Origin of the sequence: Micromonospora sp. CA-248260 (assembly GCF_050942205.1) — a bacterium.
Taxonomy (GTDB): domain Bacteria; phylum Actinomycetota; class Actinomycetes; order Mycobacteriales; family Micromonosporaceae; genus Micromonospora; species Micromonospora antibiotica.
This window is the reverse complement of record NZ_CP192021.1, coordinates 1,537,792-1,562,266: the sequence shown is the minus strand read 5'-3', so window position 1 is coordinate 1,562,266 and position 24,475 is coordinate 1,537,792. Positions and strand designations below refer to the sequence as shown.

At 73.3% G+C, this 24,475-nt stretch carries 24 protein-coding genes and 2 pseudogenes; 8 read left to right on the top strand and 18 right to left on the bottom strand.

From position 1 onward, the window contains the following. Window positions 1-187: 187 nt before the first annotated feature. From frr to ACQP2H_RS07205, 5 genes are all read right to left on the bottom strand, one after another. Window positions 188-745 (bottom strand): ribosome recycling factor, encoded by a 558-nt coding sequence (gene frr / locus ACQP2H_RS07225; protein WP_219468359.1) that lies wholly within the window; start codon window positions 743-745, stop codon window positions 188-190. Window positions 746-829: 84 nt separating this feature from the next. Continuing rightward, window positions 830-1,597, bottom strand: a complete 768-nt coding sequence (gene pyrH / locus ACQP2H_RS07220) for a UMP kinase (RefSeq protein WP_219468356.1) — start codon at window positions 1,595-1,597, stop codon at window positions 830-832. Window positions 1,598-1,767: 170 nt separating this feature from the next. Then, window positions 1,768-2,595, bottom strand: coding sequence for a translation elongation factor Ts (gene tsf, locus ACQP2H_RS07215; protein ID WP_208567177.1), 828 nt, complete (start codon window positions 2,593-2,595; stop codon window positions 1,768-1,770). Between the two features lie 132 nt (window positions 2,596-2,727). Further along, window positions 2,728-3,630, bottom strand: coding sequence for a 30S ribosomal protein S2 (rpsB, locus tag ACQP2H_RS07210; protein WP_357534537.1), 903 nt, complete (start codon window positions 3,628-3,630; stop codon window positions 2,728-2,730). A 437-nt stretch (window positions 3,631-4,067) separates the two neighbouring features. Next, the gene (locus ACQP2H_RS07205; RefSeq protein WP_433231730.1) at window positions 4,068-5,300 is read right to left on the bottom strand and encodes a hypothetical protein; all 1,233 of its coding nucleotides are present in this window, start codon (window positions 5,298-5,300) and stop codon (window positions 4,068-4,070) included. Between the two features lie 235 nt (window positions 5,301-5,535). On the opposite strand from ACQP2H_RS07205, the gene ACQP2H_RS07200 reads away from it, so the two are divergent. The 6 genes from ACQP2H_RS07200 to ACQP2H_RS07175 all read left to right on the top strand — a co-directional run bounded on the left by ACQP2H_RS07200 (window position 5,536) and on the right by ACQP2H_RS07175 (window position 13,043). Then, on the top strand, window positions 5,536-5,895 hold the full coding sequence (locus ACQP2H_RS07200; RefSeq protein ID WP_208567180.1) for a YraN family protein: 360 nt from the start codon (window positions 5,536-5,538) through the stop codon (window positions 5,893-5,895). Window positions 5,896-6,076: 181 nt separating this feature from the next. After that, window positions 6,077-7,597, top strand: coding sequence for a YifB family Mg chelatase-like AAA ATPase (locus tag ACQP2H_RS07195; protein WP_208567181.1), 1,521 nt, complete (start codon window positions 6,077-6,079; stop codon window positions 7,595-7,597). Next, window positions 7,594-8,757, top strand: a complete 1,164-nt coding sequence (locus ACQP2H_RS07190) for a DNA-processing protein DprA (RefSeq protein WP_219468348.1) — start codon at window positions 7,594-7,596, stop codon at window positions 8,755-8,757. The genes ACQP2H_RS07195 and ACQP2H_RS07190 overlap by 4 nt, the downstream gene beginning before the upstream one ends. 435 nt (window positions 8,758-9,192) lie before the next feature. Continuing rightward, window positions 9,193-10,224, top strand: coding sequence for a serine hydrolase domain-containing protein (locus tag ACQP2H_RS07185; protein WP_433231725.1), 1,032 nt, complete (start codon window positions 9,193-9,195; stop codon window positions 10,222-10,224). 298 nt (window positions 10,225-10,522) lie between these two features. After that, window positions 10,523-11,680, top strand: coding sequence for a tyrosine recombinase XerC (locus tag ACQP2H_RS07180; RefSeq protein WP_433231722.1), 1,158 nt, complete (start codon window positions 10,523-10,525; stop codon window positions 11,678-11,680). A 181-nt stretch (window positions 11,681-11,861) separates the two neighbouring features. Beyond that, window positions 11,862-13,043, top strand: a complete 1,182-nt coding sequence (locus ACQP2H_RS07175; RefSeq protein ID WP_433231719.1) for an aminotransferase class V-fold PLP-dependent enzyme — start codon at window positions 11,862-11,864, stop codon at window positions 13,041-13,043. 237 nt (window positions 13,044-13,280) lie between these two features. Here ACQP2H_RS07175 and ACQP2H_RS07170 read toward each other — a convergent pair. Continuing rightward, window positions 13,281-13,793 (bottom strand): annotated as a pseudogene (locus tag ACQP2H_RS07170) (peptidoglycan DD-metalloendopeptidase family protein); the annotation flags it as partial. A 282-nt stretch (window positions 13,794-14,075) separates the two neighbouring features. Between ACQP2H_RS07170 and ACQP2H_RS07165 the strand changes: the two are divergent. Further along, window positions 14,076-15,182: a sulfite oxidase gene (locus tag ACQP2H_RS07165; RefSeq protein WP_219468336.1), complete on the top strand. Its 1,107-nt coding sequence runs from the start codon at window positions 14,076-14,078 to the stop codon at window positions 15,180-15,182. Between the two features lie 67 nt (window positions 15,183-15,249). Here ACQP2H_RS07165 and ACQP2H_RS07160 read toward each other — a convergent pair whose 3' ends face one another. From ACQP2H_RS07160 to proS, 12 genes and pseudogenes are all read right to left on the bottom strand, one after another. Beyond that, window positions 15,250-15,573, bottom strand: coding sequence for a DUF2469 domain-containing protein (locus ACQP2H_RS07160; protein ID WP_011905215.1), 324 nt, complete (start codon window positions 15,571-15,573; stop codon window positions 15,250-15,252). Further along, window positions 15,570-16,382, bottom strand: coding sequence for a ribonuclease HII (locus tag ACQP2H_RS07155; protein ID WP_433231715.1), 813 nt, complete (start codon window positions 16,380-16,382; stop codon window positions 15,570-15,572). The genes ACQP2H_RS07160 and ACQP2H_RS07155 overlap by 4 nt, the downstream gene beginning before the upstream one ends. Then, window positions 16,376-16,855, bottom strand: a complete 480-nt coding sequence (locus tag ACQP2H_RS07150) for an NUDIX hydrolase (RefSeq protein WP_219468330.1) — start codon at window positions 16,853-16,855, stop codon at window positions 16,376-16,378. The genes ACQP2H_RS07155 and ACQP2H_RS07150 overlap by 7 nt, the downstream gene beginning before the upstream one ends. Before the next feature lie 58 nt (window positions 16,856-16,913). Beyond that, the gene (lepB, locus tag ACQP2H_RS07145; RefSeq protein WP_208567189.1) at window positions 16,914-17,549 is read right to left on the bottom strand and encodes a signal peptidase I; all 636 of its coding nucleotides are present in this window, start codon (window positions 17,547-17,549) and stop codon (window positions 16,914-16,916) included. Between the two features lie 152 nt (window positions 17,550-17,701). Then, window positions 17,702-18,523: pseudogene (gene lepB / locus ACQP2H_RS07140) on the bottom strand (signal peptidase I); the annotation flags it as partial. A 193-nt stretch (window positions 18,524-18,716) separates the two neighbouring features. After that, complete coding sequence (rplS, locus tag ACQP2H_RS07135; protein ID WP_007456548.1) at window positions 18,717-19,073, bottom strand: 50S ribosomal protein L19; 357 nt, start codon at window positions 19,071-19,073, stop codon at window positions 18,717-18,719. Window positions 19,074-19,215: 142 nt separating this feature from the next. Beyond that, window positions 19,216-20,004 carry a tRNA (guanosine(37)-N1)-methyltransferase TrmD gene (gene trmD / locus ACQP2H_RS07130; protein WP_219468325.1) on the bottom strand — a complete coding sequence of 263 codons (789 nt, stop codon included), beginning with the start codon at window positions 20,002-20,004 and terminating at the stop codon, window positions 19,216-19,218. Between the two features lie 16 nt (window positions 20,005-20,020). Further along, window positions 20,021-20,605 (bottom strand): ribosome maturation factor RimM, encoded by a 585-nt coding sequence (gene rimM, locus ACQP2H_RS07125; protein WP_433233473.1) that lies wholly within the window; start codon window positions 20,603-20,605, stop codon window positions 20,021-20,023. Window positions 20,606-20,607: 2 nt separating this feature from the next. Beyond that, a complete protein-coding gene (locus ACQP2H_RS07120; protein ID WP_433233471.1) occupies window positions 20,608-20,868 on the bottom strand; it encodes an RNA-binding protein in 261 nt (86 codons plus the stop codon). Next, on the bottom strand, window positions 20,843-21,334 hold the full coding sequence (gene rpsP / locus ACQP2H_RS07115; RefSeq protein ID WP_208567192.1) for a 30S ribosomal protein S16: 492 nt from the start codon (window positions 21,332-21,334) through the stop codon (window positions 20,843-20,845). Before rpsP ends, ACQP2H_RS07120 begins: the two co-directional genes overlap by 26 nt. A 286-nt stretch (window positions 21,335-21,620) precedes the next feature. Beyond that, a complete protein-coding gene (locus ACQP2H_RS07110; RefSeq protein ID WP_208567193.1) occupies window positions 21,621-22,268 on the bottom strand; it encodes a DUF402 domain-containing protein in 648 nt (215 codons plus the stop codon). 208 nt (window positions 22,269-22,476) lie between these two features. Next, window positions 22,477-23,883, bottom strand: a complete 1,407-nt coding sequence (gene proS, locus ACQP2H_RS07105) for a proline--tRNA ligase (protein ID WP_433231709.1) — start codon at window positions 23,881-23,883, stop codon at window positions 22,477-22,479. A 69-nt stretch (window positions 23,884-23,952) separates the two neighbouring features. Here proS and ACQP2H_RS07100 point away from each other — a divergent pair, with 69 nt between their 5' ends. Next, window positions 23,953-24,474 (top strand): hypothetical protein, encoded by a 522-nt coding sequence (locus ACQP2H_RS07100; RefSeq protein ID WP_219468316.1) that lies wholly within the window; start codon window positions 23,953-23,955, stop codon window positions 24,472-24,474. Window position 24,475: the final 1 nt, after the last annotated feature.

Here is a 24,475-nt window from a genome sequence, read left to right as displayed (position 1 = left end):
CCGGTTGACCGGCCCGACGACCGATCGATCCCCGCCGTTCACCGCCCGGTGGCCAGGAATCCTGCCGAGCCTACTGCACCGGCCAGCCGGGCACGGTGGACGTCGGCCCGGCGGTCCGGCCGACGGACGACGACGGCACCGGCGCTGCCTCCGCAGAGCGGTGACGCGCCGGTGCCGTGGGCCGGGCTCAGACTTCGAGCAGCTCCGACTCCTTGTGCTTGACCAGCTCGTCGACCGTGGCGACGTAACGCTGGGTCATGTCGTCGAGTTCCTTCTCGGCGCGGCGGCCGTCGTCCTCGCCGACCTCACCGTCCTTGACCAGGCGGTCCAGCTCTTCCTTGCCCTTGCGGCGGACGTTGCGGACCGCCACCTTGGCTTCCTCGCCCTTGTGCCGAGCCACCTTGATCATCTCGCGGCGACGTTCCTCGGTCATCTGCGGGAGCAGGATGCGCAGCTGGTTGCCCTCGTTGTTCGGGTTCAACCCCAGGTCGGAGTCGCGGATCGCCTTCTCCATGGCGTTGATCTGCGAGTTGTCGTACGGCTTGATGATGGCCATGCGCGGCTCCGGCACCCCGATGGACGCCATCTGGGGCAGCGGGGTCGGCGTGCCGTAGTAGTCGATGATGACCTTGGAGAACATGGCGGCGTTGGCGCGACCGGTACGGATGGCGCCGAACTCCTCCTTGGCGTGCTCGACCGCACGCTCCATCTTCTCCTCGGCCTCGAGGAGGGTGTCGTCGATCACCGGTCTCCTCGCCTCCTTCTGTTGCTCGTCGTGGGCTGAAGCTGCTGCTCTGGTGCGGAGGACCGCTCGGGTCGCCGGGACCGGTCAGGCGGTGATCAGCGTACCGATCGTGTCGCCGCCGACGGCCCGGATGATCGTGTCCTCGCCCTGGGCGCCGAAGACCAGCATCGGCAGCCCGTTCTCCATGCAGAGGCTGAACGCCGCCGCGTCCGCCACCCGCAGGTTGCGTTGCAACACCTCGGAAAAGGTGATCGAGTCGAACTTGCTGGCGGCCGGGTCGATCCGCGGGTCGGCGCTGTAGACGCCGTCCACGCCGTTCTTGCTCATCAGCACCACGTCGGCGCGGATCTCCAGCGCCCGCTGGGCGGCCACCGTGTCGGTGGAGAAGTACGGCATCCCGGCGCCCGCACCGAAGATCACCACACGTCCCTTCTCCAGGTGCCGGATCGCCCGCAGCGGAATGTACGGCTCGGCGACCTGGGCCATCGTGATCGCGCTCTGCACCCGCGTCTCGATGCCCTCCTTCTCCAGGAAGTCCTGCAACGCCAGGCAGTTCATCACCGTGCCCAGCATGCCCATGTAGTCGGCGCGGGCCCGGTCCATGCCGCGCTTCTGCAACTCCGCCCCACGGAAGAAGTTGCCGCCGCCGACCACCACGGAGACCTGCACACCACGGCGGACCACGGTGGCGATCTGCCGGGCGATGGCCTGCACGACGTCCGGGTCGACACCGATCGCCCCACCGCCGAAGACCTCACCCGAGAGCTTCAGCACCACCCGGCGGGCGCGGCCGGCCGGCGGCGCCGTCGGGTCGTCCGCCTCCAGGCTCCGGTCGTTCACAACCTGTGTCATCCGCCCCGCCCCTCCCGCGTGCGCGTCGACCGCGCCGCGTCACCGCGTACCTGCCCGTTGCCGACCCTATGCGACGAGGAGGCCGCGGTGCCTGTCGCGTACACCTGCGGCCTCCTCGTCGACGTTGCGTGCCCGTCCGGGCGCGGCACGCGCGCCCGGACGGTGGCGGCTCAGGCCTGGCCGACCTCGAACCGGACGAAGCGGGTCACCTCGATGCCGGCCTCGGCCAGCACCTGCTTGACGGTCTTCTTGTTGTCGGAGACCGACGCCTGCTCGATCAGGACGTAGTCCTTGAAGAAGGCGTTCACCCGACCCTCGACGATCTTCGGCAGGGCCGCTTCGGGCTTGTTCTCCTCGCGGGCGGTCTGCTCGGCGATGCGCCGCTCGGACTCGACGACCTCGGCCGGCACCTCGTCACGGGTGACGTACTTCGGCCGCATCGCGGCGATCTGCATGGCGGTGCCCCGGGCGTCGGCGTCGCCGGCCTCGTCGGTCTTGCCGCTGTACTCCACCAGCACACCGACGGCCGGCGGCAGGTCCTGGCTCTTGCGGTGCAGGTAGACCGCGACGGTGCCGTCGAGCTTGGCGAAGCGGTTGAGCACCAGCTTCTCGCCGATCTTGGCGGACTGCTCCTGGATCAGGTCGGCGACGGTCTTGCCGTCCAGCTCGGTGGCGAGCAGCTCCTCGGCGGTGCCGACGCCGCTGCGCTCACCGTGCTCGACCAGCTGCTGGGCCAGCGCGACGAACGCGTCGGTCTTGGCCACGAAGTCGGTCTCGCAGTTGAGCTCCAGCAGCGCCTTGCCGGAGTGCGCGACGAGGCCGTTGGCGGCGGTCCGGCCGGCCCGCTTGCCGACGTCCTTGGCGCCCTTGACGCGCAGGATCTCGACGGCCTTGTCGAAGTCGCCCTCAGCCTCGGTGAGCGCCTTCTTGCAGTCCATCATGCCGGCGCCGGTGAGGTCGCGGAGCTTCTTGACGTCCGCGGCGGTGAAGTTGGACATGACTCTCTCTTCGGGTGTTGAGTCTGCGGTGGGTGGTCTGGGATGCCGGCTACCCGGAACAGGCCGGATGCGCCCGGCGGTGACCGCCGGACCCCGCCGCCCGGACGAGCGGCGGGGATCCGGCGGTACGGGTCACTCGGCGGCGGCGGCCGCCGGCTGCTCGGCCGGCTTCTGCTCGGCGGCAGGCTGCTCGGCGGCGGCAGGCTCGGCGGCCGGCTGCTCGGCGGCGGCGGGCTGCTCGTCGGCCTTCTTCGGCTCCAGCAGCTCACGCTCCCACTCGGTCAGCGGCTCGTCGCTGCCGACCTGACCCGCCTCCGGCTTCTCGTCGCCACCACGACGACGGCCGGACCGGGCGATCAGACCGTCGGCGACGGCGGCGGCCACCACCCGGGTCAGCAGCTCGGCGGAGCGGATCGCGTCGTCGTTGCCCGGGATCGGGAAGTCGACCTCGTCCGGGTCGCAGTTGGTGTCCAGCACCGCGATCACCGGGATGCCCAGCTTGCGGGCCTCGTCGACGGCGATGTGCTCCTTCTTGGTGTCGACGATCCAGACCGCGGCCGGGAGCTTCTGCATGTCCCGCAGGCCACCAAGGGTCTTGGTGAGCTTGGTCTTCTCGCGGAACAGCTGCAGGGTCTCCTTCTTGGTGTAGCCGGCGGCGGTGCCGGTCAGGTCACCGAGCGCCTCAAGCTCCTTCATCCGCTGGAGCCGCTTGTACACCGTCTGGAAGTTGGTCAGCATGCCACCGAGCCAGCGGTGGTTGACGTACGGCTGGCCGACCCGGGTGGCCTGCTCGGAGATGGCCTCCTGAGCCTGCTTCTTGGTGCCGACGAACAGGATGCTGCCGCCCTCGGCCACCGTGTTGCGCACGAAGTCGTACGCCTTCTCGATGTAGTCGAGGGTCTGGCGCAGGTCGATGATGTAGATGCCGTTGCGCTCGGTCATGATGAAGCGCTTCATCTTCGGGTTCCAGCGCCGGGTCTGGTGCCCGAAGTGGACACCGCTCTCCAGCAGCTGACGCATGGTCACGACGGCCATGGTGGGGTACTCCTCAAGATCCCTGGTTGTCACGCCCGGCCGGTGGCCGGGCGTCCTGGTGCCTGGTCGCCGGCCCATGGTGGGCCCGAAGGAGATCGGGACCAGGGAGGCCGTCGCCCCACGACGAGACGTGGAGAGGGCACGCGAGGTCGACCGCCGAGGCGGTCGCCAAGAGGCCAGTGTACGCCCCCGCCCTGCCACCCGACCCCCGCCCCACCATCCAGCCGCGCATCCGGTTCCCGCCCCCAGCTCTCGGCTCTCGGGCTCAGCTCCCGGCTCCCGGTCTCGGGTCTCGGGTTGGATCGGGTGGGTGCCGAGGTGTCGGCAGGCGACGGGGGTCCAGCGGGTCGGGGACGGTGACGGTTCTCCGCAGGCCGCCGTTCGACGGGCGGTCCGGGGGCGGTTCAGGGGCGGTCCGGGGGCGGTCCGGGGGCGGTTCAGCGGGCGGCGAGGGCGGCGGCGAGGAAGAGGACCAGCCCGACGGTGAGGTAGGCGGTCGGCGGGCGCAGCCAGCCCCGGGCCCCGTCGGCCATCGCCAGGCCACCGGTGCGCAGCCCGTACAGGCCGCCGGCGAAGACCGGCAACCCGATCACCAGGAAGGTGCCCACGACGACGTGCGACGCCGAGACCGGGTCACCGGTGAGTCCGTGCAGCAGCACCCGCAGCGCGGGAACCTCGAAGACCAGGGCCGACAACCCCAGCAGCACCGCCAGCGCCGGCCGCCGGGTGCGGTACACGCCGTCGGAGGTCGGGCCACCCGTGCGGTACGCCCCGTCCGGGCTGGCCAGGTCATCCGCCCGCGGCGTGACCGGCACCATCGGGCCGGTCGGCACCTCCAGGGGGGAGGGCTCCGCCGGTCGGGTGGGTTCGACGATCGGGTAGTTGCCCAGCGCCGCCGGCCGGACCGGATCGGTCCCCGCCAGCGGGCCGACCCCGCTGACCCCCAACAGTCCGGAATCGGCGGTGAACCGGCCGGTGCCACTGTCACCGCTGCCGAGCCGACCACCCCCTGTACCACCCAACCGACCCGTACCGGTATCGCCGACACGCCGCCCGGTATCGGTGTCGGCCAGGCGGCCGGTACCGGTGTCGGCCAGGCGGCCGGTACCGGTGTCGGCCAGGCGGCCGGTACCGGTGTCGGCCAGGCGGCCGGTACCGGTGTCGGACAGCCGGCCGGTGCCGGTGTCGGACAGCCGGCCGGTGCCGGTGTCGCCAACGCCCCGGCCAATACCGGTGTCGGACAGGCGGCCGGTGCCAGTGTCGCCCACGCCCCGCACCGGGATGCCGCCGAGCGGGCCCGCACCGGTGTCCCCGAGCGGGCCGACGCCACTGACTGCGGCCTCGCGGGCGGCGCGTCGACCCACCCGGTCACCGGGCAGTTCGCCGGAGACATCCGGGTCGTCCCGGCGGGACCGGGTCGGCCGGTATCCGGTGCTCTCGCCCCCGGCGGCACCCAAGGGATCAGCCGTGTCGAGGCGTCCCGAGTCGAAACGGCTGGCGTCCCCGTACCGGCCTTCCTCGGCAGCTCGTTGGTCGGGGGTGCGGGCCTCGTCGTCGCGCCGGCGCACCCCGCTCGCCGTCCGCCAGTCGGAGTCGTCGTACGCGCGTTCCCGGCCGGCCGGGTACCAGCGTGACTCCTGATCTTCGGGGTAGCTCCGTCGTGCGTCCACGTCCGGCACCGTATGCGACCGACCCGCCCGGCGCCATTCGCAGGTCGTACCGGCGCACGGGACCGATCGGACGGGTCGACGGACGATCGCCGGCCACCCCCCGGGAGCAGGGCATCAGCAGATCACATAGCAGGTCTGGGCCTTGATCGTCCGCTCGTCCACAGGGCGTCGAGTTGTCCACAGGTGCGGCCTCGGATGTCGCGCCCACCCCCGCCCCACCCGCAGCCTGACGGGCATGACGAAGCGGAACCAGGCGATCGGCGCGTACGGCGAGAGGTGCGCCGTACGGCATCTGATCGGGGCCGGGCTGCGCCCGGTGGCCCGCAACTGGCGCTGCCGCGAAGGTGAGATCGACGTCATCGCGTGGGACGGCCCGGTCCTCGCCTTCTGCGAGGTGAAGACCCGACGCGGCGACGCCTACGGCAGCCCCGCCGAGGCGGTCGTCCCGGCCAAGGCCCGACGGCTGCGGGGGCTCGCCGCCCGCTGGCTGGCCGAGACCGGGACGACCACCGACGAGGTGCGTTTCGACGTCCTGTCGGTCCGGTTGCCGCCGGCCGGCCCGGCACAGGTCGAGCACCTCAAGGGGGCCTTCTGATGATCCCGACCCGCCACCGCGCCCGGTCGGCCCTGGCCCGCCACCGCGCCCGGTCGGCCCCGACTGGCCACCGCGTCCGGTCGGCCCCGACTGGCCACCGCGTCCGGCCGGCCCTGGCCCGTCACCGCGCCCGTCGGGTCATCCGGCACCACGCCGGGCGGCCGGGGGCGGGGGTGGCACGGTGAGCTACGCCAAGGTGCACGCGGTCGGCCTGGTGGGGGTCACCGGCCACCTGGTCGAGGTGGAGGCGGACCTCTCCCCCGGGCTACCGGCCGTGGTCATCTCGGGGCTGCCGGACACCGCCCTGCACGAGGCCCGGGACCGGGTCCGCGCCGCCGTGGTCAACTCCGGCCAGCGCTGGCCCAACCGCCGGATCACCCTCAACCTGCTTCCCGCCACGCTCCCCAAGTACGGCTCGGCGTTCGACCTGGCCATCGCGGTCGCCCTGCTCGGTGCCGCCGGTGAGCTGCCGCTGCTGCCGATGGAGGGGGTGGTGGTCCTGGGCGAGTTGGGGCTCGACGGCACCGTCCGCCCGGTCCGCGGCGTGCTGCCGATGGTCACCGCGGCGGTACGCGCCGGGCTGGGCCGGGTGGTCGTGCCGGTGGGAAACGCGGCGGAGGCGGCGGTGATCCCGGGGGTGAAGGTGCGCGCCGTCGACACCCTGCACCGGCTCGTCGCCTTCGTCCGGGACGGCGCTCCCCTGCTGGAGCCGCCGCCGGCTGCTCCCGCCGGGACGCCGTCCGGGCCGGATCTCGCCGACGTCGCCGGGCAGGGGCTGGGCCGGCGGGCGTTGGAGGTGGCGGCGGCCGGCGGGCACCACCTCTGTCTGCTGGGGCCGCCCGGCGCCGGCAAGACGATGCTCGCCGAGCGCCTGCCGTCGATCCTGCCGGAGCTCGACGACGAGGCCGCGTTGGAGGTCACCGCACTGCACTCGATCGCCGGCACACTGCCACCTGACGGCCGGTTGCTGCGTCGGCCGCCCTTCCAGGCACCCCACCACTCGGCGACCGTGCCGTCGCTGGTCGGCGGCGGCTCGGGGCTGGCCCGGCCGGGCGCGGTGTCGCTGGCCCACCGGGGGGTGCTCTTTCTCGACGAGGCAGCCGAGTTCAGCAAAGGAGCCCTGGAGGCGCTGCGCCAGCCGTTGGAAAGTGGGCAGGTCCATCTCACCCGGGCCCGGGGCAGCACCCGTTACCCGGCCCGGGTTCAGTTGATCATGGCGGCCAATCCCTGCCCCTGTGCGAAGCCCGGTGGCGACTCGCTCTGCGAGTGCAGTCCGCTGGTGCGACGGCGCTACCTCGGCCGGCTCTCCGGTCCCCTGCTCGACCGGATCGACGTACAGGTCAGGGTGCTGCCGGTACGGGCGGCCGAACTGATGGGCGTCGACCCGGACGGCGAACCGTCGGCGGTGGTCGCCGCCCGGGTGGCGGTGGCGCGCGCGGCTGCCGCGGAACGGTGGGCCCCGGTCGGGCACCGGCTCAACGCGGAGGTGCCGGGCCCGCTGCTGCGCCGACCACCGTGGCGGCTCGCCGCCCAGGCCACTGCCGAACTACGGGGGCGGCTCGACCGGGGCTCGCTGTCGGCCCGGGGCTTCGATCGCATCATCCGGCTCGCCTGGACGATCGCCGATCTTGACGGCCGGCCACGGCCCGATCTTGAGGACGTCCGGGAGGCCACCGGCCTGAGAACGGGGGAGGAAGTGTGAACAGCACCGAGGATCTGCACGCCCGGGTGGCACTGACCTGGCTGACCGAGCCGGGCACCCGGTTGGTGCACCGGCTGGTGGGCCGGCTCGGTCCGGTCGCCACGCTGGACCTCCTGCTCGACGGTGGGGCACCCGACGAGACGTTGCGGGCGGCGGTGGCGGCCCGGCTGCACGCGGGCGACCCCCGGGCGGCAGCCGCCGAGGCGGTGGCGCTCACCGACCGGCTCGGCGCGCGGATCGTCTCCCCGCACGACGACGAGTGGCCCGCCCCGCTGGGCGACCTGGAAGGGCTGGTGCTGCCCGGGGCAAGCCGGAAGGTCGACCGGGAGACCGCCCCACCGCTCTGCGTCTGGGTACGCGGCGGGTGGCCGTTGGCCCAGGTGCTGGACCGCTCGGTGGCGGTGGTCGGCGCGCGGGCCGCCACCGGGTACGGCGTACACGTCGCCACGGAACTCGGTTACGGCCTGGCCGACCGGGAGTGGACGGTGGTCTCCGGCGGCGCGTTCGGCATCGACGCCGCCGCCCACCGGGGCGCGTTGAACGCCGGTGGGGTGACGGTGGCGGTGCTGGCATGTGGGGTGGACCGCCCCTATCCGATGGGCAACTCCGCCCTGTTCGACCGGATCGCCGAGACCGGGTTGTTGATCAGCGAGTGGCTGCCCGGTGCGGAGCCGCTGCGTCCCCGCTTCCTGATCCGTAACCGGGTGATCGCCGCCGGCACCCGGGGCAGCGTGCTGGTGGAGGCGGCGGCCCGCAGCGGCGCAGCCCAGACCATGCACCGGGCGATCGCCCTGCGACGACCGGCGATGGTGGTGCCCGGCCCCGTCACCTCGGCGCTGTCCGTCGGCGCGCACGAACTGCTCCGTGAATACGAGCGCACCCGACTCGTGACCGGGCTGGCGCACGTGCTGGAGGAGGTGGGCCGGATCGGAGCGGACCTGGCTCCACCCGCCCGGGGCGCGGACCGTCCGACGGACGTCCTCGACGACGAGGCGGCCATGCTGCGCGAGTCGATGCCCCGGCGCGGTGCGATCGGCGCGGACGCGCTCGCCGCCCGGGCCGGCGTGCCGATCCGCACGGCGTTGCGCAAGCTCGCCCTGCTGACGGAGCTGGGCCTGGTGAGCCGGCACGACGACGGCTACACCCTGGTCCGACGGTAGGCGGTCGACACGGCGGCTCTCCGGCCACGCCGCTGCGCACGCACCGGTCAGGCCAGGACCGCGCAGACGACCACCGGGCGCTCCGGCCATCGATCGCGCTGGCCCGAGAGCAGTACGAATGCGATGATCGCTGCCGTGTCGATACCCCGCCGTTCCGCGCTCGGTCTAGGATTCGCCGCCGCCCTCGGGTTGGCCGGTTGCGCACCGAACCCACCTGCCCGGACTGCGGGAGCCTGGGCCACTCCCGCACCGGGCGACGGGGCACAGGGCGGCCAGGGCGCGGCGGCGACCGGCCGACCGGGAGCCACAGCCCGGCGTTCCGCCCCGACCGCAGCCGCGAAGCCGCGCACGCTCGCCGCGGCACTCCAGCGGCACCTCCAGCCGACCCCGGAGAACCCCAAGCACCCGACGTACGCCGGGGCGGTGGTGCTGGCGGTGACCGACGGTGAGTCGACCGACCACCTGGCGGTCGGTGAGGCGCTGCGTTACGGGGCCGGCCCGGTGCTGCTGCCCGCGGCGAAGCGGGTCGCCATGCGTCCCGACTCGATCTTCGACCTGGCCTCGCTCACCAAGGTCTACACCGCGATCCTCACCCTGCAACAGGTCGACAGCGGCCGGATCGACCTGGACGCGCCCGTGGTCCGCTACCTGCCCGAGTTCACCGGCACCGGCAAGTCCACCGTCACCGTGGCGATGCTGCTGGCCCACACCAGCGGCCTGCCGGTCGGTGCGAAGGTCACCGGTTACGCGACGATGGCGCAGCGGTGGCGTGCGGTGCTGGCCACGCCACTGGTCAGCGGCGCCATCCCGGGCACCAAGTTCCGCTACTCCAGCGTCGGCCTGATGGTGGCCGGGAAGATCGTCGAGAAGGTCACCGGGCTCAGCCTCGACCGGGCCCTGAAAACCAACCTGACCACCCCGTTGGGGCTGCGCCACACCGGGTTCAACCCCAACACCTGGCTCGGCACGGCCGACCGGGCCAACCGGCTGGTCGCCACCGACGCCCGCTCCTCCCGGGGGTTGTTGCGGGGCGTGGTGCACGACGACGTCGCCAACCATCTCGGCGGCATCGCCGGCCACGCCGGCATCTTCGCCCCCGCCGAGGAGGTGGCGGTCATCGGGCAACTGCTGCTCGACGGCGGCAGCTACGGCGGGAAACGGATCCTCGCCGAGAGCACCGTCGCCCGGATGCTGCGCAACGCCAACACCGGGCTGCCGGCCGTCGACCCGGACCGGCCGGGCCGCACCTCCGACCACGGCCTCGGCGTGGTGCTCAACCAGCCCTGGTTCATGGGCAGGCTCGCCCGACCCACCACCTTCGGACACACCGGGTTCACCGGCACCTCGTTCCTGGTCCAACCCGACCGCCGCCGGGTGCTGGTGCTGCTCACCAACCGTGCCCATCCGAACTGGAGCTGGGCCGACCCGGACCCGGCCCGGGTCGCCGTGGCCGACACGTTCGCCTGACCCCGGGGGACCACCCACCTCCCCACCCGCCGGTCATCCCTGCGGCCAGCTTCGCCGGGCCCGTCGGGGCTGCCAGTCGCCCTCCGCCCGCCGGCATGCTGCTCCCGCCGGCCCTCTCCCCCACCAGCGCGCTCCCCCCGCCAGCCCTGCCGCCGGCCCATCCCTGCCGCCGTCGCGCTCGCTCCTGCCGCTGGCGTCGGTGCCCGTAAGCTGGGTCGGTGGATCCGGACCCGAGGGCAGGTCGGCGGCCGCCGCACCCCGGCAGCGTCCACCGGCCGGTCTCGGCACGGGCGTGGCGATGAGCCGGCGAGCTCCGGGCACCCGGGTCACCCACCAGGCCCTGCCACCGGCCATGCGGGACGCCGTGGACGAGTTCGCCGCGCACCTGGCCCAGGTGCGCAACCGGTCCCCGCACACCGTCCGGGCGTACGTCGCCGACCTGGTGTCACTGCTCGACCATGCCGTCCGGATGAGCTGTGCCGCACCCGGCGACCTGGACCTGGGCGTGCTACGCAGTTGGCTGGCGAAGCAGCGGACGACCGGCACGGCCGCCAGTTCGGCGGCCCGTCGAGCCGCTGCGGTGCGGACCTTCAGCGGGTGGGCCCACCGCTGCGGTCTGCTGGTCACGGATGTGGCCGCCCCGTTGGCCACCCCGAAGACGCGTCGGGAGTTGCCGGTGGTGCTCCGGGCCGACCAGGCCGCCACCCTGGTCGAGGCTCCGGGTCGGGGTCGGCCTCCCACCCCGGGCGGCGGCGGGCCCGCCGTCCCGGGCCGCGGCGACACCCCCGACGAGGGGCCTCCCACCCCGGGCGGCAGCACCTCTCCCGCCTCGGACGACAGCACCTCTCCCGCTTCGGGCGGTAGCGGACCTACCGCTTCGGGCGAGGGCGGACCTACGTCCCCGGGCGGGGGCGGGGGCGGAGCCGTCGGGTCGGTGGCCGGGGCGGACGAGCCGCTGCTGTTGCGCGACCGGGCGTTGCTGGAACTGCTCTACGCGACCGGCGCGCGGATCAGCGAGGTGTGCGGGTTGGACAGCACGGACGTCGACCACGACCGTCGGGTGGTCCGGGTCCTCGGCAAGGGCAACCGGGAGCGCACGGTCCCGTACGGGCTGCCGGCCCAGCGGGCCGTCGACAGGTGGCTGGCGGTCGGCCGGCCCGCACTGGCCGGCCCGGACTCCGACCGGGCACTGTTCCTCGGTGCCAGGGGTGGCCGGCTGCACCCGACGATGGCCCGGCGGATCGTCGCCGGCTGGGCCAGAGCCGCCGGGCTGCCTCCGACCAGCCCCCACGGGCTGCGCCACTCGGCGGCGACCCACCTGCTCGACGGCGGCGCGGACCTGCGGGCGGTGCAGGAGCTGCTGGGGCACTCGTCCCTGGCGAGCACCCAGATCTACACCCACGTGTCGGTGGAGCGGTTGCGTGCCGCCTACCGCCAGGCCCACCCCCGGGCCTGACCTGCCAGCCGACCAGCCCGGCCCGGCCAATCCCGCCCGCCCCGGCGCGTCAGGTCGGCGTAGACCACCGCGGGTAACTGACCGGCCCGCAGGACCGACCGCCGCACCGAGGGGGCGTCGGACCACAGTGGCCGGCGACGATCGGTCCTGCGGGCCCCGGCGTGCGGGCTACGATCACCGGATGAGCGTCCCGCCGCCGCCCGAGTCGATTCCCGGGGCCCGACTGCTCTTCACCCTCGACCCCTCGGTCAGTTATCTCAACCACGGGGCGTTCGGCGCGGTGCCGGTCGGGGTGCAGCGGACCCAGCAGCGGTTACGCGACGAGATGGAAGCCAACCCGCAGCGGTTCTTCGGCCAGTCACTGACCGACCGGCTCGCCCACACCCGGCGGCACCTGGCCGCTTTCCTCGGTGCCGATCCGGAGGGCACCGCCCTGGTCGGCAACACCACCACGGGGGTGGCCGTCGCCCTCCAGTCACTCGGTCTGCGCCCCGACGACGAGGTACTCAGCACCGACCACGGGTACGGCGCGGTGCACCTCTCCGTCGCCCGGGAATGCCGCCGGACGGGTGCGACCGCCCGTAGCCTGCACCTGCCCCTGTCGGCCAGCGACGCGCAGCTCGTGGAGATCGTGCGGGCCGGGCTGCGCCCGGGACGGACCCGGTTGCTGCTGGTCGACCAGCTCACCTCGGCCACCGCCCGGTTGCTGCCGGTCGCCGCGCTGGTGGCCGTGGCCCGTGAACACGGCGTCGCCGTGCTGGTGGACGCCGCGCACGTGCCCGGGATGCTGCCCGTCCAGGTCGACGCGATCGGGGCCGACTTCTGGGTGGGCAACCTGCACAAGTGGGGGTTCGCGCCCCGTGGCACGGCCGTCCTGGTGGTCGCCCCACGGTGGCGGGACCGGATCGAGCCGCTGGTGGTGTCCTGGCAGCAGGCGAGCGGCTTCCCGGGCAACGTCGAGTGGCAGGCCACACTCGACTACACGGGTTGGCTGAGCGCCCCGGCCGGGCTCTACACATTGCGTAGCCTCGGGCTGGAGCGGGTCCGCGCGCACAACGCGGCACTGGCGGCGTACGGGCAGCGGGTGGTCGCCGACGCGCTCGGGGTGCCGCCGACCGACCTGCCCGACCCGGGCGGGCCGGGGGTGGCGATGCGGATCGTGCCGTTGCCACCGGGCGTCGCCGGCACGTTGGAGGCCGCCGGTGCGTTGCGGGCCCGGATCGCCGACCGGCTCGCCGCCGAGGTGTCGGTGATGGCCTGGAACGGGCGGGGGTGGCTCCGGCTCTGCGGTCAGGTCTACAACACCCCCGACGAGTACGAGCGGTTGGCCTCCCGGCTGCCGGCGTTGCTGGCCCAAAGGTGACGGGGCTCCTGCCGGGCGCTGACCGCACCGGCAGGGTGGCCGTTCGTCCCGCCGGGCGATCCCGTCCGGCCCCTGGTCCCACCGCTGACCGGTGTCGATGGCGCCAATCCGGACCAGCAGGGGGCCGCCGCGCCGGACCAGCAGATGGTCAGCGCCGGGGGCGGCATCCGGGGTGAACCGGTCGGCGGAGTCGCCGGGCCCGTCGACCCGGAGGAGACCCACCTCGGCGGGTGTCGCCACCGGGAGCAGCCGGACCGGGCCGAGCCCCAGCAGGGCCAGCGGGTCGAGGTATTCCTGGCCCCGCCGGACCCCCCAGTGCAGGCACCCGCCGGTCGGGGTGGACACCCCCGCCACGGGGCAGCCCGGATGCCCGCCCAGCAGCACACCCAGCGGTGCGCCGCCCGCCACGACGTCGCCGGGGAGCACCTCGGGGCGGACCGGTTCGTAGGTGGTCCGCAGCCCGCCGGAGTGGCCGACGGTGACCACCGGGCGGCCGGCGACCATGCCGGCGAACAGCACGGTGCCGGCTGCGGCGGCCCGGACGGCGGCCCCGGGTACGGCGGCGAGGTCCACGCCCCGGTGACCCGCCAGCCAGGGCAGCGGAGGCGGGTCGAACCGGCGCACCGGCCGGGGTGGCCCGTCGAGTGGCCACCGGAACACCGGGGCCGGCCCGGCCCGGACCGGGGCGGACGGGGGCGGGGTGGACCGGGGTGGGGTGGACCGCCCGGGAACCCAGTGGGGGCCGAACATGAGCACGGCGGCCCCGAGGGCCGCCACCTGCCGCAGTGTTGTGCGCATCACCGCAGCATGTCGGGGCCGGCGGACCGACGCCACGGACCGGCTGTCCGCTGTGGATGACGGGACCGGCTGTGGAAAACGCCCACCCGGCCTGTCGATCTGCTATGCCCCTGTGCCGGCGTGCGGGCGGCGGTCGGGGAGAGCGCAGGGGGACGGCCGTGGTCCGGCGGTGTCGGCCCCGCAGCGGGGCTAGGCTGGCGGCATCGCAGGCGGGCGCAGACCGGGAGGCCACCGATGACCACCATCAACGAGGTGAGCCGACCGTCGCGGGTCGCCGGGCCGGACGAGGCGATCAGCGCGGAGGAGCTGCAACTGGCTGCCCGCAACCACGGCATCCCACTCGAAGCGTTGCGCTACGACGTCACCCCGGCCGGCCTGCACTACCTGCTCATCCACTACGACATCCCCGACCTCGACGCGGTGACCCACACGCTGACCGTGGACGGCGCGGTACGTCAGCCGCTCCGGCTCGGGCTGACCGAGCTGCGCGAACGCCCCCGGGTGACGCGGCGGGTCACGCTGGAGTGCGCCGGCAACGGGCGGGCGCTGCTGCACCCCCGCCCGGTCAGCCAGCCGTGGTTGGTGGAGGCGGTGGGCAACGCCGAGTGGACCGGCACCCCGTTGGCGCCGTTACTGCGTGAGGCCGGGATCGCGCCCGACGCGGTGGACGTGGTGTTCACCGGCGCCGACCACGGTGTGGAACGCGGGGTGGAGCAGGACTACCAGCGGGCCCTGCCGGTCGCCGACGCGCTGCGCGACGAGGTGCTGCTGGCGTACGAGATGAACGGCGCTCCGCTGCTGCCCCAGCACGGCGCACCGCTGCGGCTGATCGTCCCCGGCTGGTACGGCATGGCGCACGTCAAGTGGCTACGGTCGATCAACGTGCTGACCGGGGAGTTCGACGGCTACCAGAACGCGGTGGCCTACCGGCTGCGGCGCGACGCCGACGACCCGGGTGTGCCGGTGACCCGGATCGAGCCCCGGGCGCTGGTCCGGCCGCCGGGCTTCCCGGACTTCATGTCCCGCAGCAGGGTGCTGCGTCCGGGGCCGTGCACGGTGGACGGACGTGCCTGGTCGGGGCACGCCCCGGTGGTCGCGGTGGAGGTGACCACGGACGGCGGGGTGACCTGGACGCCGGCCGTCCTGGACCCGCCCAGCGGTGGCGAGTGGTCCTGGCGGCGCTGGCGGTACGAGTGGACGCCGCAGCCCGGCCGGTACGCGCTGGCCGCGCGGGCGACCGACGCGTCGGGGCGTACCCAGCCGGTGGAGCAGCCGTGGAACCGGGGTGGTTTCGCCAACAACCTGGTCCAACGGGTCGACGTGCTCGTCGTCGAGGAGTGAGGTCGGCGGCAGGGTGAACAACCCTGGCCCGGTGTCGGCGGGTGGGGGGCCGACGCGGGGCGGGGGGTCAGCTACCGAAACCCGAGTCGGCGGGCAGCGAGATGTCGGGCTTCTCCAGCTCCTCGACGTTGACGTCCTTGAACGTCATCACCCGGACGTTCTTGACGAAGCGGGCCGGACGGTACATGTCCCAGACCCAGGCGTCGTGCATCTCGACCTCGAAGTAGACCTCGCCGTCGGAGTTGCGCACGTGCAGGTCCACCTGGTTGGCCAGGTAGAAGCGGCGTTCCGTCTCCACCACGTAGGAGAACTGACGGACAATGTCGCGGTACTCCCGGTAGAGCTGCAGCTCCATCTCGGTCTCGTACTTTTCGAGATCTTCCGCGCTCATCGCACTCCGCCTTCCATGACCACATCTTCCCCCACCGGTGCCGGAGGCCGAGGCTGCTCGCCCAACGCCACGCCGACGGTACCCCCTGCCGTGCCCGAGCGCTCCATCGGCTCGGGAGCGGCTGCGCCGAGCGGCCGACGGGCCCGGGGCGGGGCACCCTCCCGGCCCGACACGGCGGCCACATTGACGTACGAGAACCGGTGCTCCACGCAGGGCCCACGCTCGCGCAGCGCCTCGGTGTGCTCGGCCGTGATGTACCCCTTGTGCTCGGCGAAGCCGTAGCCCGGGTGGTGTCCGTCCAGCTCCACCATGATCCGGTCCCGGGTGACCTTGGCCAGTACGCTCGCCGCCGCCACGCAGGCCGCCACCCGGTCACCCTTCCAGACCGCCAGCCCCGGCACCTCCAGCCCGTCCACCCCGAAGCCGTCGGTGAGCACGTACTCCGGTCGGGTGGTCAGTGAGGCCAGGGCCCGGCGCATCGCGGCGAGGTTGCACACGTGCAGCCCCCGGGCGTCGACCTCCTCGGCCGGGATGACCACCACCGCGTACGCCAGGGCACGGGCGACGACCTCGGCGTAGACCCGCTCCCGGCTGGCCGGGGTGAGCAGTTTGGAGTCGGCCAGCCCCTCGATCTCGCCGCGTCGTCCCTCGGGGAGCACCGCGGCGGCGGCCACCAGCGGGCCGGCACAGGCGCCCCGGCCGGCCTCGTCCGCGCCCGCGACGTGCCGGAAGCCGCGCCGTTGCAGGGCCCGTTCCAGCGCGTAGAGCCCTCCGTCGCGGCGCACCACCGTGCGCGGCGGGGTCAGCACGACGCCTCCGGGGCCGGGGCGGCGGCCAGCACCTGGGTGAGCAGGGCGGCCAGGTCGGCCGGGTAGCACCGCTCGGCGGTGTCGGCCAGCTCGGCCGCCGACCACCAGCGGTGTCCGGTGACGCTGGCCCGTTCGATCTCGTCGAACCCGGCCGTGTCGACCTCCCAGGTGGGCACCCGGACCACGAAGAACTCCTGTTCCTGGCGGTACCACACGCCGTCGAAGGGAAACTCCACCGTCTCGGAGCGGACCGACCCGCCCAGCTCGGCCGGGGTCAGCCGCAGTCCGGTCTCCTCGGCCAGCTCGCGGGCCGCCCCGGCCGCCGGGGACTCCCCCGGGGTGAGCCCACCACCGGGGGTGAACCAGTACCGGTGACCCGGGCGGGCCGGGTCGACGCCCGCGAAGAGGAGCACCCGGCCGGACGCGTCGACGAGCAGCACCCGGGCCGCACGACGGGGGTGGAAGACGGTCACCGCATCAGCCTGCCAGACGGTGTCGACGCTCGGCCACGCCCGGGTGGTCGCGAACCGGTCAGGGGTTGGGAATCCCGTCGAACGACTTGGGCACGGTGAGCCAGGTGGCCCGGTCGAACGGCCAGAACACGGTGAAGGCCCGGCCCACGACCTCACCCTCGGGGATGGTGGCGCTGTCGATGTTGCGACCGGACTGCTGCCAGTGCTCCAGGGAGTCCCCGGAGGCCGAGCGGTGGTCACCCATCACCCAGAGCCGCCCCGCCGGGACGGTGATGTCGAACTCCTGGTCGGCGGGCTTGTCCTGCTGGCCGTTGGCGGAGTAGATGTAGGGCTCGTCGAGGGACTTGCCGTTGATCGTCAGCCGGTCCTGCGCGTCGCAGCAGACCACGTGGTCGCCGCCGACCCCGATCACCCGCTTGATGAAGTCCTCGCCGTCGGGGTTGCCACTCCACTCGGTCGGTGCCTTGAACACCACCACCTCACCCCGGTGCGGTGAGCGGAAGTCGTAGACCAGCTTGTTGACCAGCACCCGATCGTCGATCTTGAGAGTGTTCTCCATGGACGGCGACGGGATGAAGAAGGTCTGCAGCACGAATGCGCGGACCAGCACCGCCACCAGAATCGCGACGCCCAGGAGAATGGGCAGCTCCTTCCAGAAGGAGCTGCGCGGCTTGTCGGTCTGCTCGTCAATCACGGGTGGAGCCTACGTCGCCGGAGCCGCCCGGGCCGCCCGGAACGCCGGAGGCGTCCCGGCCACCCGGAGCGCCGCAGCCGTTCCCGGCGCAGGCGTGGGGGCCGCCCGGGGCCGGGGGGCCACACCCGTCGCCCGGAGCGCACGACGGCCGCGAGCAGCGCGGCGACCGGCAGGAGCAGGACCACGTCACCGGTGGGGGTCGGCCGGACCGGCGCCGGGGCGTTGGGCGCGGCAGCGGAGTCCGACAGCCGTTCGAAGGTGGCCGGCACGGGCAGCGACGCCCACCGCGACGACGGCCACACCACCATGAACGCCCGGCCGATCACGTTGTCGATCGGAACCGGCCCCTGGCAGCGGGCGTCCTGGGAGACCAGCCGGTGGTCGCCCATCACGAAGATCTGACCAGGGGGTACGACCACCTCGTCGAACCGGCGGGACCGGCACTCCTTGGGGTTCGGCGGCACGTCCAGCGGTGAGTCACGCACCACGTACGGCTCGTCCAGCGGGATGCCGTTGACCAGCACCCGACCCTGGTCGTCGCAGCACTTGACCCGGTCGCCGGGCAACCCGATCACCCGCTTGATGAAGTCCTTCTCGCCGGGGCGGCCCACGCCGACCAGGTCGCCGAGGGTTCGCCCGATCTTGCCGACGGCACCGGTCGGCGGCACGGGACTCTCCAGGGCGACCCACTTGTCGGTGCCCCGGAACACCACCACCTCACCGCGCAGCGGGTCACGTACGTCGTAGACGACCTTGTTGACCAGCACCCGGTCGCCGATGAGGAGGGTGTCCTCCATCGAACTGGACGGGATGAAGAAGGCCTGGAGCAGGAAGGTGCGGATCAGCACCGCCAGACAGAAGGCCACGATCAGCAGGAGCGGCAGCTCCTGCCAGAGGGGCATCTGCCGACGGGTGGGTCGGGTCCGCCGACGCCACGGGTCGGCTGTGCCGTTCGAGTCGAGCACCTGCACCACGCCACTCCCCGGTCCGCAGAAACGACACTACCGCCCGGGAGCCTCGTCGAGGCCCCACGGGCGGCAGCGGACGATCGGAGTGCCGCGATCTGGGTCGCGACACCACCTGCCGGACTGCGCCCGTACCGATCAGCGTAGTGCGCTCTGGTCGATACGACATCCGCGCAGGTCAGGCGGCCTGGCGAGCGGGAAGTCAGCTGGGCTGCTTCTCCCGCTTCTCCTTGATCTTGGCCTTCTTGCCGCGCAGCTCGCGCAGGTAGTAGAGCTTGGCCCGGCGGACGTCGCCACGGGTCACGATCTCGATCCGGTCGATGCCCGGGCCGTTGAGCGGGTAGGTCCGCTCCACGCCCACCCCGAAGCTGACCTTGCGGACCGAGAAGGTCTCGCGCAGACCGTCACCCTGGCGGCGGATGACGACGCCCTGGAAGATCTGGACCCGGGACCGGTTGCCCTCGACGACCCGCGCGTGCACCTTGACGGTGTCACCGGCACGGAAGTCGGGGAGGTCGGTGCGCTTCGACTGGGCGTCAAGGGCGTCCAGGATGTTCATCGCTGCGTCCTCGTGATGCTCACGGCGCACCGTCAGTCGGTGCGCGGATGGGTGATTCTGATCCCCGGTGCCGGTCGGCGGGCCGACCCTGTCCGGGGATCCTCGCAGCCGCCCACGGGCGCGGACGGATGCGGCAACCCCCCTACTTTGCCACATCCCCCGGGGGCAGCGGAAACCCACCCCGCTCCAGCGTCGCCACGTCCCGTTTGTCCAGGATCTCCGGGGGCAACGCGGCGAGCATGTCCGGTCGCCGGGTGCCGGTACGGGTCAACGCCTCGTCCCGTCGCCAGCGGGCGATCCGGCCGTGGTCGCCCGAGCGGAGCACCTCGGGCACCTCGTGCCCCCGCCAACTCGCCGGTTTGGTGTACATCGGGGCTTCCAGCAGGCCGTGCGCGTGCGACTCGTCGTCCAGCGAACCGGCGTTGCCGAGCACCCCGGGCAACAGCCGGGTGACCGCCTCCAGGATCACCAGCACCGCCACCTCGCCACCGAAGAGCACGTAGTCGCCGAGTGACACCTCGGTGACCCGCAGCCGGGTCGAGGCGTGGTCGAGCACCCGCTGGTCGATGCCCTCGTACCGGCCGCAGGCGAAGAGCAGGTGCGACTCGGTGGCCAACTCGTGCGCCATCGCCTGGGTGAACGGCACGCCGGCCGGGGAGGGCACCAGCAGCCGGGGCAGGGTCAGGCCGTCCGGAGCCAACTCGTCGGGGGCCAACGCGTCAAGCGCCTCGCCCCACGGCTCCGGCCGCATCACCATGCCCGGCCCGCCACCGTAGGGCGTGTCGTCGACCGTGCGGTGCACGTCGCGGGTCCAGGTCCGCAGGTCGTGCACGGCCAACCGGAGCAGGCCCTGTTCCCGGGCCCGCCCGATCAGGGACAGATCCAGTGGGGCGAAGTAGTCCGGGAAGATCGACACGATGTCGACGCGCATGAGGGTGGCTTCCGGTCTAGAGGTCGAGCAGACCGGCCGGCGGGTCGACGACGACGCGTCCGCCGGCGAGATCGACCTCCGGGACGATCGCCTTGACGAACGGGATCAGCGCGCTGCCCCCCTGCGGGCGGCGCAGGACGAGCAGGTCGGAGGCGGGCGCATGGTCGATCTTGACCACCTTGCCGAGGTGCTCACCGGCCGGGGTCACCACGGCCAGGCCGACCAACTGGTGGTCGTGGAACTCCTCCGGGTCCTCCGGTGGGGCGACGGAGGCGCTGTCCACCCCGAGCAGGGTGCCGCGCAGCGCCTCGGCGGTCTCCCGGTCGAGGACCCCCTCGAAGGCCACCAGCATCCGCCCCTGGTGCCAACGGGCCGCCTCGATGGTCAGCTCGTCGGGGACCAGGTACGCCACCCCCGGGTCGGCGGTCGCGGCCGGCTCGGCCCCGCCCCGACGGGGGGTCTCCACCCGGGGCGGCACCCCCGGCTCGGTGCTCAGCACCGCGCCGGGGGCGAACCGCGCCTCGGGCTCGTCGGTCCGCACCTCCACGGTGACCTCACCGCGGATGCCGTGCGGTTTGCCGATCCTGCCGACGATGAGCAGCATCAGTACGAGTCGACGATGTCGACGCGTACCCCGCGTCCTCCGATGGAGCCGATCACCTGACGCAGCGCCTTGGCGGTCCGACCGGACCGCCCGATCACCGTGCCGAGATCCTCCGGGTTCACGCGGACTTCCAGCCGCTTGCCCCGACGGGAGTCGACCATGCGGACGCGCACGTCGTCCGGGTGGTCGACGATCCCCTTGACCAGGTGCTCCAGGGCGGGACGCAGCGGCATGTCAGGCCTGCTCACCGGAGTCGGCAGCAGCGGCCGGGGCCTCGGCCGGAGCCTCGGTCTTCGGCGCTTCGGTCTTCGGCGCCTCGGGCTCGGCCGGGGACTCCGCCTTGGCGGCCTTGCGGGCCGGCTTGGCCGGGGTCTCCGGAGCCAGGCCGGCAGCGGCCTTCGCCTCGGCCTCGTACGCCGCCTTGCGGTCGGCGCGCTCGGCGGCGACCTTGAGCGGCGGCGGGGCCGGCAGGCCCTTGAACTTCTGCCAGTCGCCGGTCAGCTCCAGCAGCCGCTGGACGGCCTCGCTCGGCTGCGCGCCGACCGAGAGCCAGTACTGGACCCGCTCCGACTTGACCTCGATGATCGAGGGGTCTTCCTTCGGCTGGTAGATGCCCACGAACTCGATCGCGCGACCGTCGCGCTTGGTGCGCGAGTCCGCGATGACGATGCGGTACTGCGGGTTGCGGATCTTGCCCATCCGCAGGAGCCGGATCTTTACGGCCACAGTTGTTTCGCTCCTGTTGCGATTTCACCGACCCGGCTACGGGCGGTGCACGGGTGAGCGTCGACCGGCACAGTGGGGTTGGGCCGGAGACTGCTCGGTGGACTGGCGACGCGCCCGGGTTAGAGGGCGCCGGACGCGCGCCGGATACCAGCGACCCATTCTGCCAGATCGCGCACCGGATGCTCACATCGGGCCGGCCCGACGGCAGGCATCGGTCCCGGCGAGCCATCCGACCACCGCCGCCACGCGCCCCGACGACGGCCCGGCCAGGTGAGCCACGACACATTCACCGCGCGGGCGGTCGGTCCCAACCCGGCGGCAGCTCCGTCGGGGACGTCCAGTCGGCCGGCGGGACGAAGTCGCACCAGGTGCCGTCGAACGGGAACTTCCCCGCCTCGGCGAGGGCGATCACCCGCTCCCCCTCGGCACGGACCGCCTGCTCGTCGGTCACCCAGTAGTGGTCGGGAAAGGCCAGCCGCTCGGTGAACTCGCCCTCGTCCTTCCACTGCCAACTGAGATCGGGACGGACCACCACGTCCAGGTCCTGGTCGACCACGTCCACCCCGGCCACCGACCCGTCGTCCCACCGGACACCGGGCTCCTCCAGGTTGACGTACCAGGCGACGAAGCGGTCCTGCTCGTCGCGGAAGAACCAGACCGAGTGCGCCGCCCCCGTGGGCAGGAACTCCAGCAGCGGAGGACCGTCCCACCGGCCCCGGGCCAGCCGGTAGGACGAGGCGATCCACTCGGTGAACGGCATCGCCCGCATGCCCAGGCCCGCCTCGGACACCTCGTGCGCCACCGGCGTGTCCCGGGCCACCCAGAGCAGCAGGCCCCGGTCGTCGTCGCCCACCACCCGGGCCGGCCGGACCCACCCGATCCGACCCCGCCGCACGTTGCGGTGCATGATCAACTGACCTGGCGCGAAACGCATCACACCTCCACAGGTCTGGACGGGCTTCCGGCGCCCCGGCCCACCGCCGCACCCGGGACGAACAGTGCGGGCCGGCTTTCGGCGTACCCGCGACGAACGGGGCAGCCGGGTCCGGTGGGCCGGTTGCGCGGCGACGCGGGTCGCCGCGCCCACGGCCGGTCGGCGACCCGGGAGCCGGACCTGCGGGCCCCCGGGTTGCGGTGGGCCCTCAGTAGGCGCGGGCCAGGATGGCGGTCAGGTCCGGCTCGTCCTCGCTGTCCGGGACGGAACCGTCGGCGCGCAGCAGGCACCGGACGGTGACGCCCTGGCCGTTGGCCTCGGCCTCGCCCGGCACGCCGACGGCCGACCACGGCACCATGGCCCAGCCGGTGGCCGCCGCCTCGATCGCCTCGGCGAGGGTGGACACCTCGACGGTGCGGGACCGCCGGTGGGCCAGCGCCTCGTCGTGCAACGCCTGCTGGTCGGCCTCCAGAGCGGCCAGGACCGCGCCGACGACGTCCGCGACCGGGGTGAGTGCCTTCGAGCCGTCCGTCCGCCGGACCACCACCGCGTTGCCGGCGGCCAGGTCGCGGGGGCCGACCTCGACGCGTACCGGATAGCCGCGCAGCTCGGCGTCGACGGCCCGGCGGCCGAACGCGGTGTCGGTGCGGTCGTCGAGCGCGACCCGGACCCCGGCGTCGCGCAGCGCGTCGCGCAGCTTGGCCGCCGCCTCGCCCACGCCGTCGCCCGCCTTGACGATCATGACGTACGCCTGGATCGGGGCCAGCCTCGGCGGCACCCGCAGCCCGTTGTCGTCACCGTGCGCCATGATCAGCCCGCCGAGCATCCGGGTCGAGGTGCCCCAGGAGGTGGTCCAGGCGTGCTCCCGGCCACCCTCGGCCGAGGAGTAGCTGATGTCGAACGCCTTGGCGAAGTTCTGCCCCAGCTCGTGACTGGTGCCGAGCTGCAGCGCCTTGCCGTCGCCCATCATGCCTTCGCAGGTGTAGGTGGCGGTCGCCCCGGCGAAGCGCTCCCGGGCGGTCTTCAGCCCGACCACCACCGGGATGCCCAGCACGTTGACCATCAGGTCCTCGTACGCCTCGTGCAGGATCTTGCGGGCGTAGGCGCGGGCGTCGGCACGGGTGGCGTGCGCGGTGTGCCCCTCCTGCCAGAGGAACTCGCTGGTGCGCAGGAAGATCCGGGGGCGCAACTCCCAGCGGACCACGTTGGCCCACTGGTTGAGCAGCAGCGGCAGGTCCCGGTACGAGTCGATCCACTTGGCCATGAACTCGCCGATCACCGTCTCGCTGGTGGGACGCACCACCACCGGCTCGGCGAGCTGCTTGCCGCCACCGTGGGTGACCACCGCCAGCTCCGGCGAGAAGCCCTCGACGTGCTCGGCCTCCCGCTTGAGATAGCTCTCCGGGATGAACAGCGGGAAGTACGCGTTCTCCGCGCCGGCCGCCTTGATCCGGGCGTCCATCTCGGCCTGCATCCGCTCCCAGATGGCGTAGCCGGCCGGACGGATGACCATGGTCCCCCGGACCGGGCCGTTGTCGGCCAGCTTCGCCTTGGCGATCAGGTCCTGGTACCAGCGGGGAAAGTCCTCCGCACGGGGAGTGAGCACGCGAGCCATGACCGCACATCCTATGCGCCCCCCGACGGGTCGGCGCAGCCGGGCGTGCCCGCACTACCATCTGCCGTCATGCTCTGCGACCCGGCACCTGCCCTGGCCCCGCTCGCCGCCCGCTGGGTGGCCTGGGTGGCCGCGCACCGTCAGCCGGTCAACCCGGTCAAGGACGACACCGGCCGGCACGGCGGACGTCACCAGCCGGACGACGTGTGGTTCCTCGCGGGCACGTTCGGCGGTGGGGTCAGCCGGCGCTGCGTGGTGCCGGCGGGCCGTCCCCTGTTCTTCCCGGCGTTCAGCTACTGGCAGCCCGGCCGCCGCGACGAGCCGGCCGAGCCGATGCCCGACGCCAGCGGGCACGCCGAACTGGACGGGGCCGCGGTGCCGGTACGGCCGGCCGGCTCCGCCGCCTCGTTCCCGGTCCGGGGGTTCTTCAACAACGTCGTCACCACCTGGCCGTGGCCGGTGCAGGTCTCCTGCTGGGGCCTGTGGGGGCTGGTGCCGCCGCCGACGCCGGGCACGCACCGGCTGACCTTCGCCGGGCACGACGGCGCGCGGTTCTGGGTCGAGGCCGAGTACGAACTCGACGTGCGCTGAG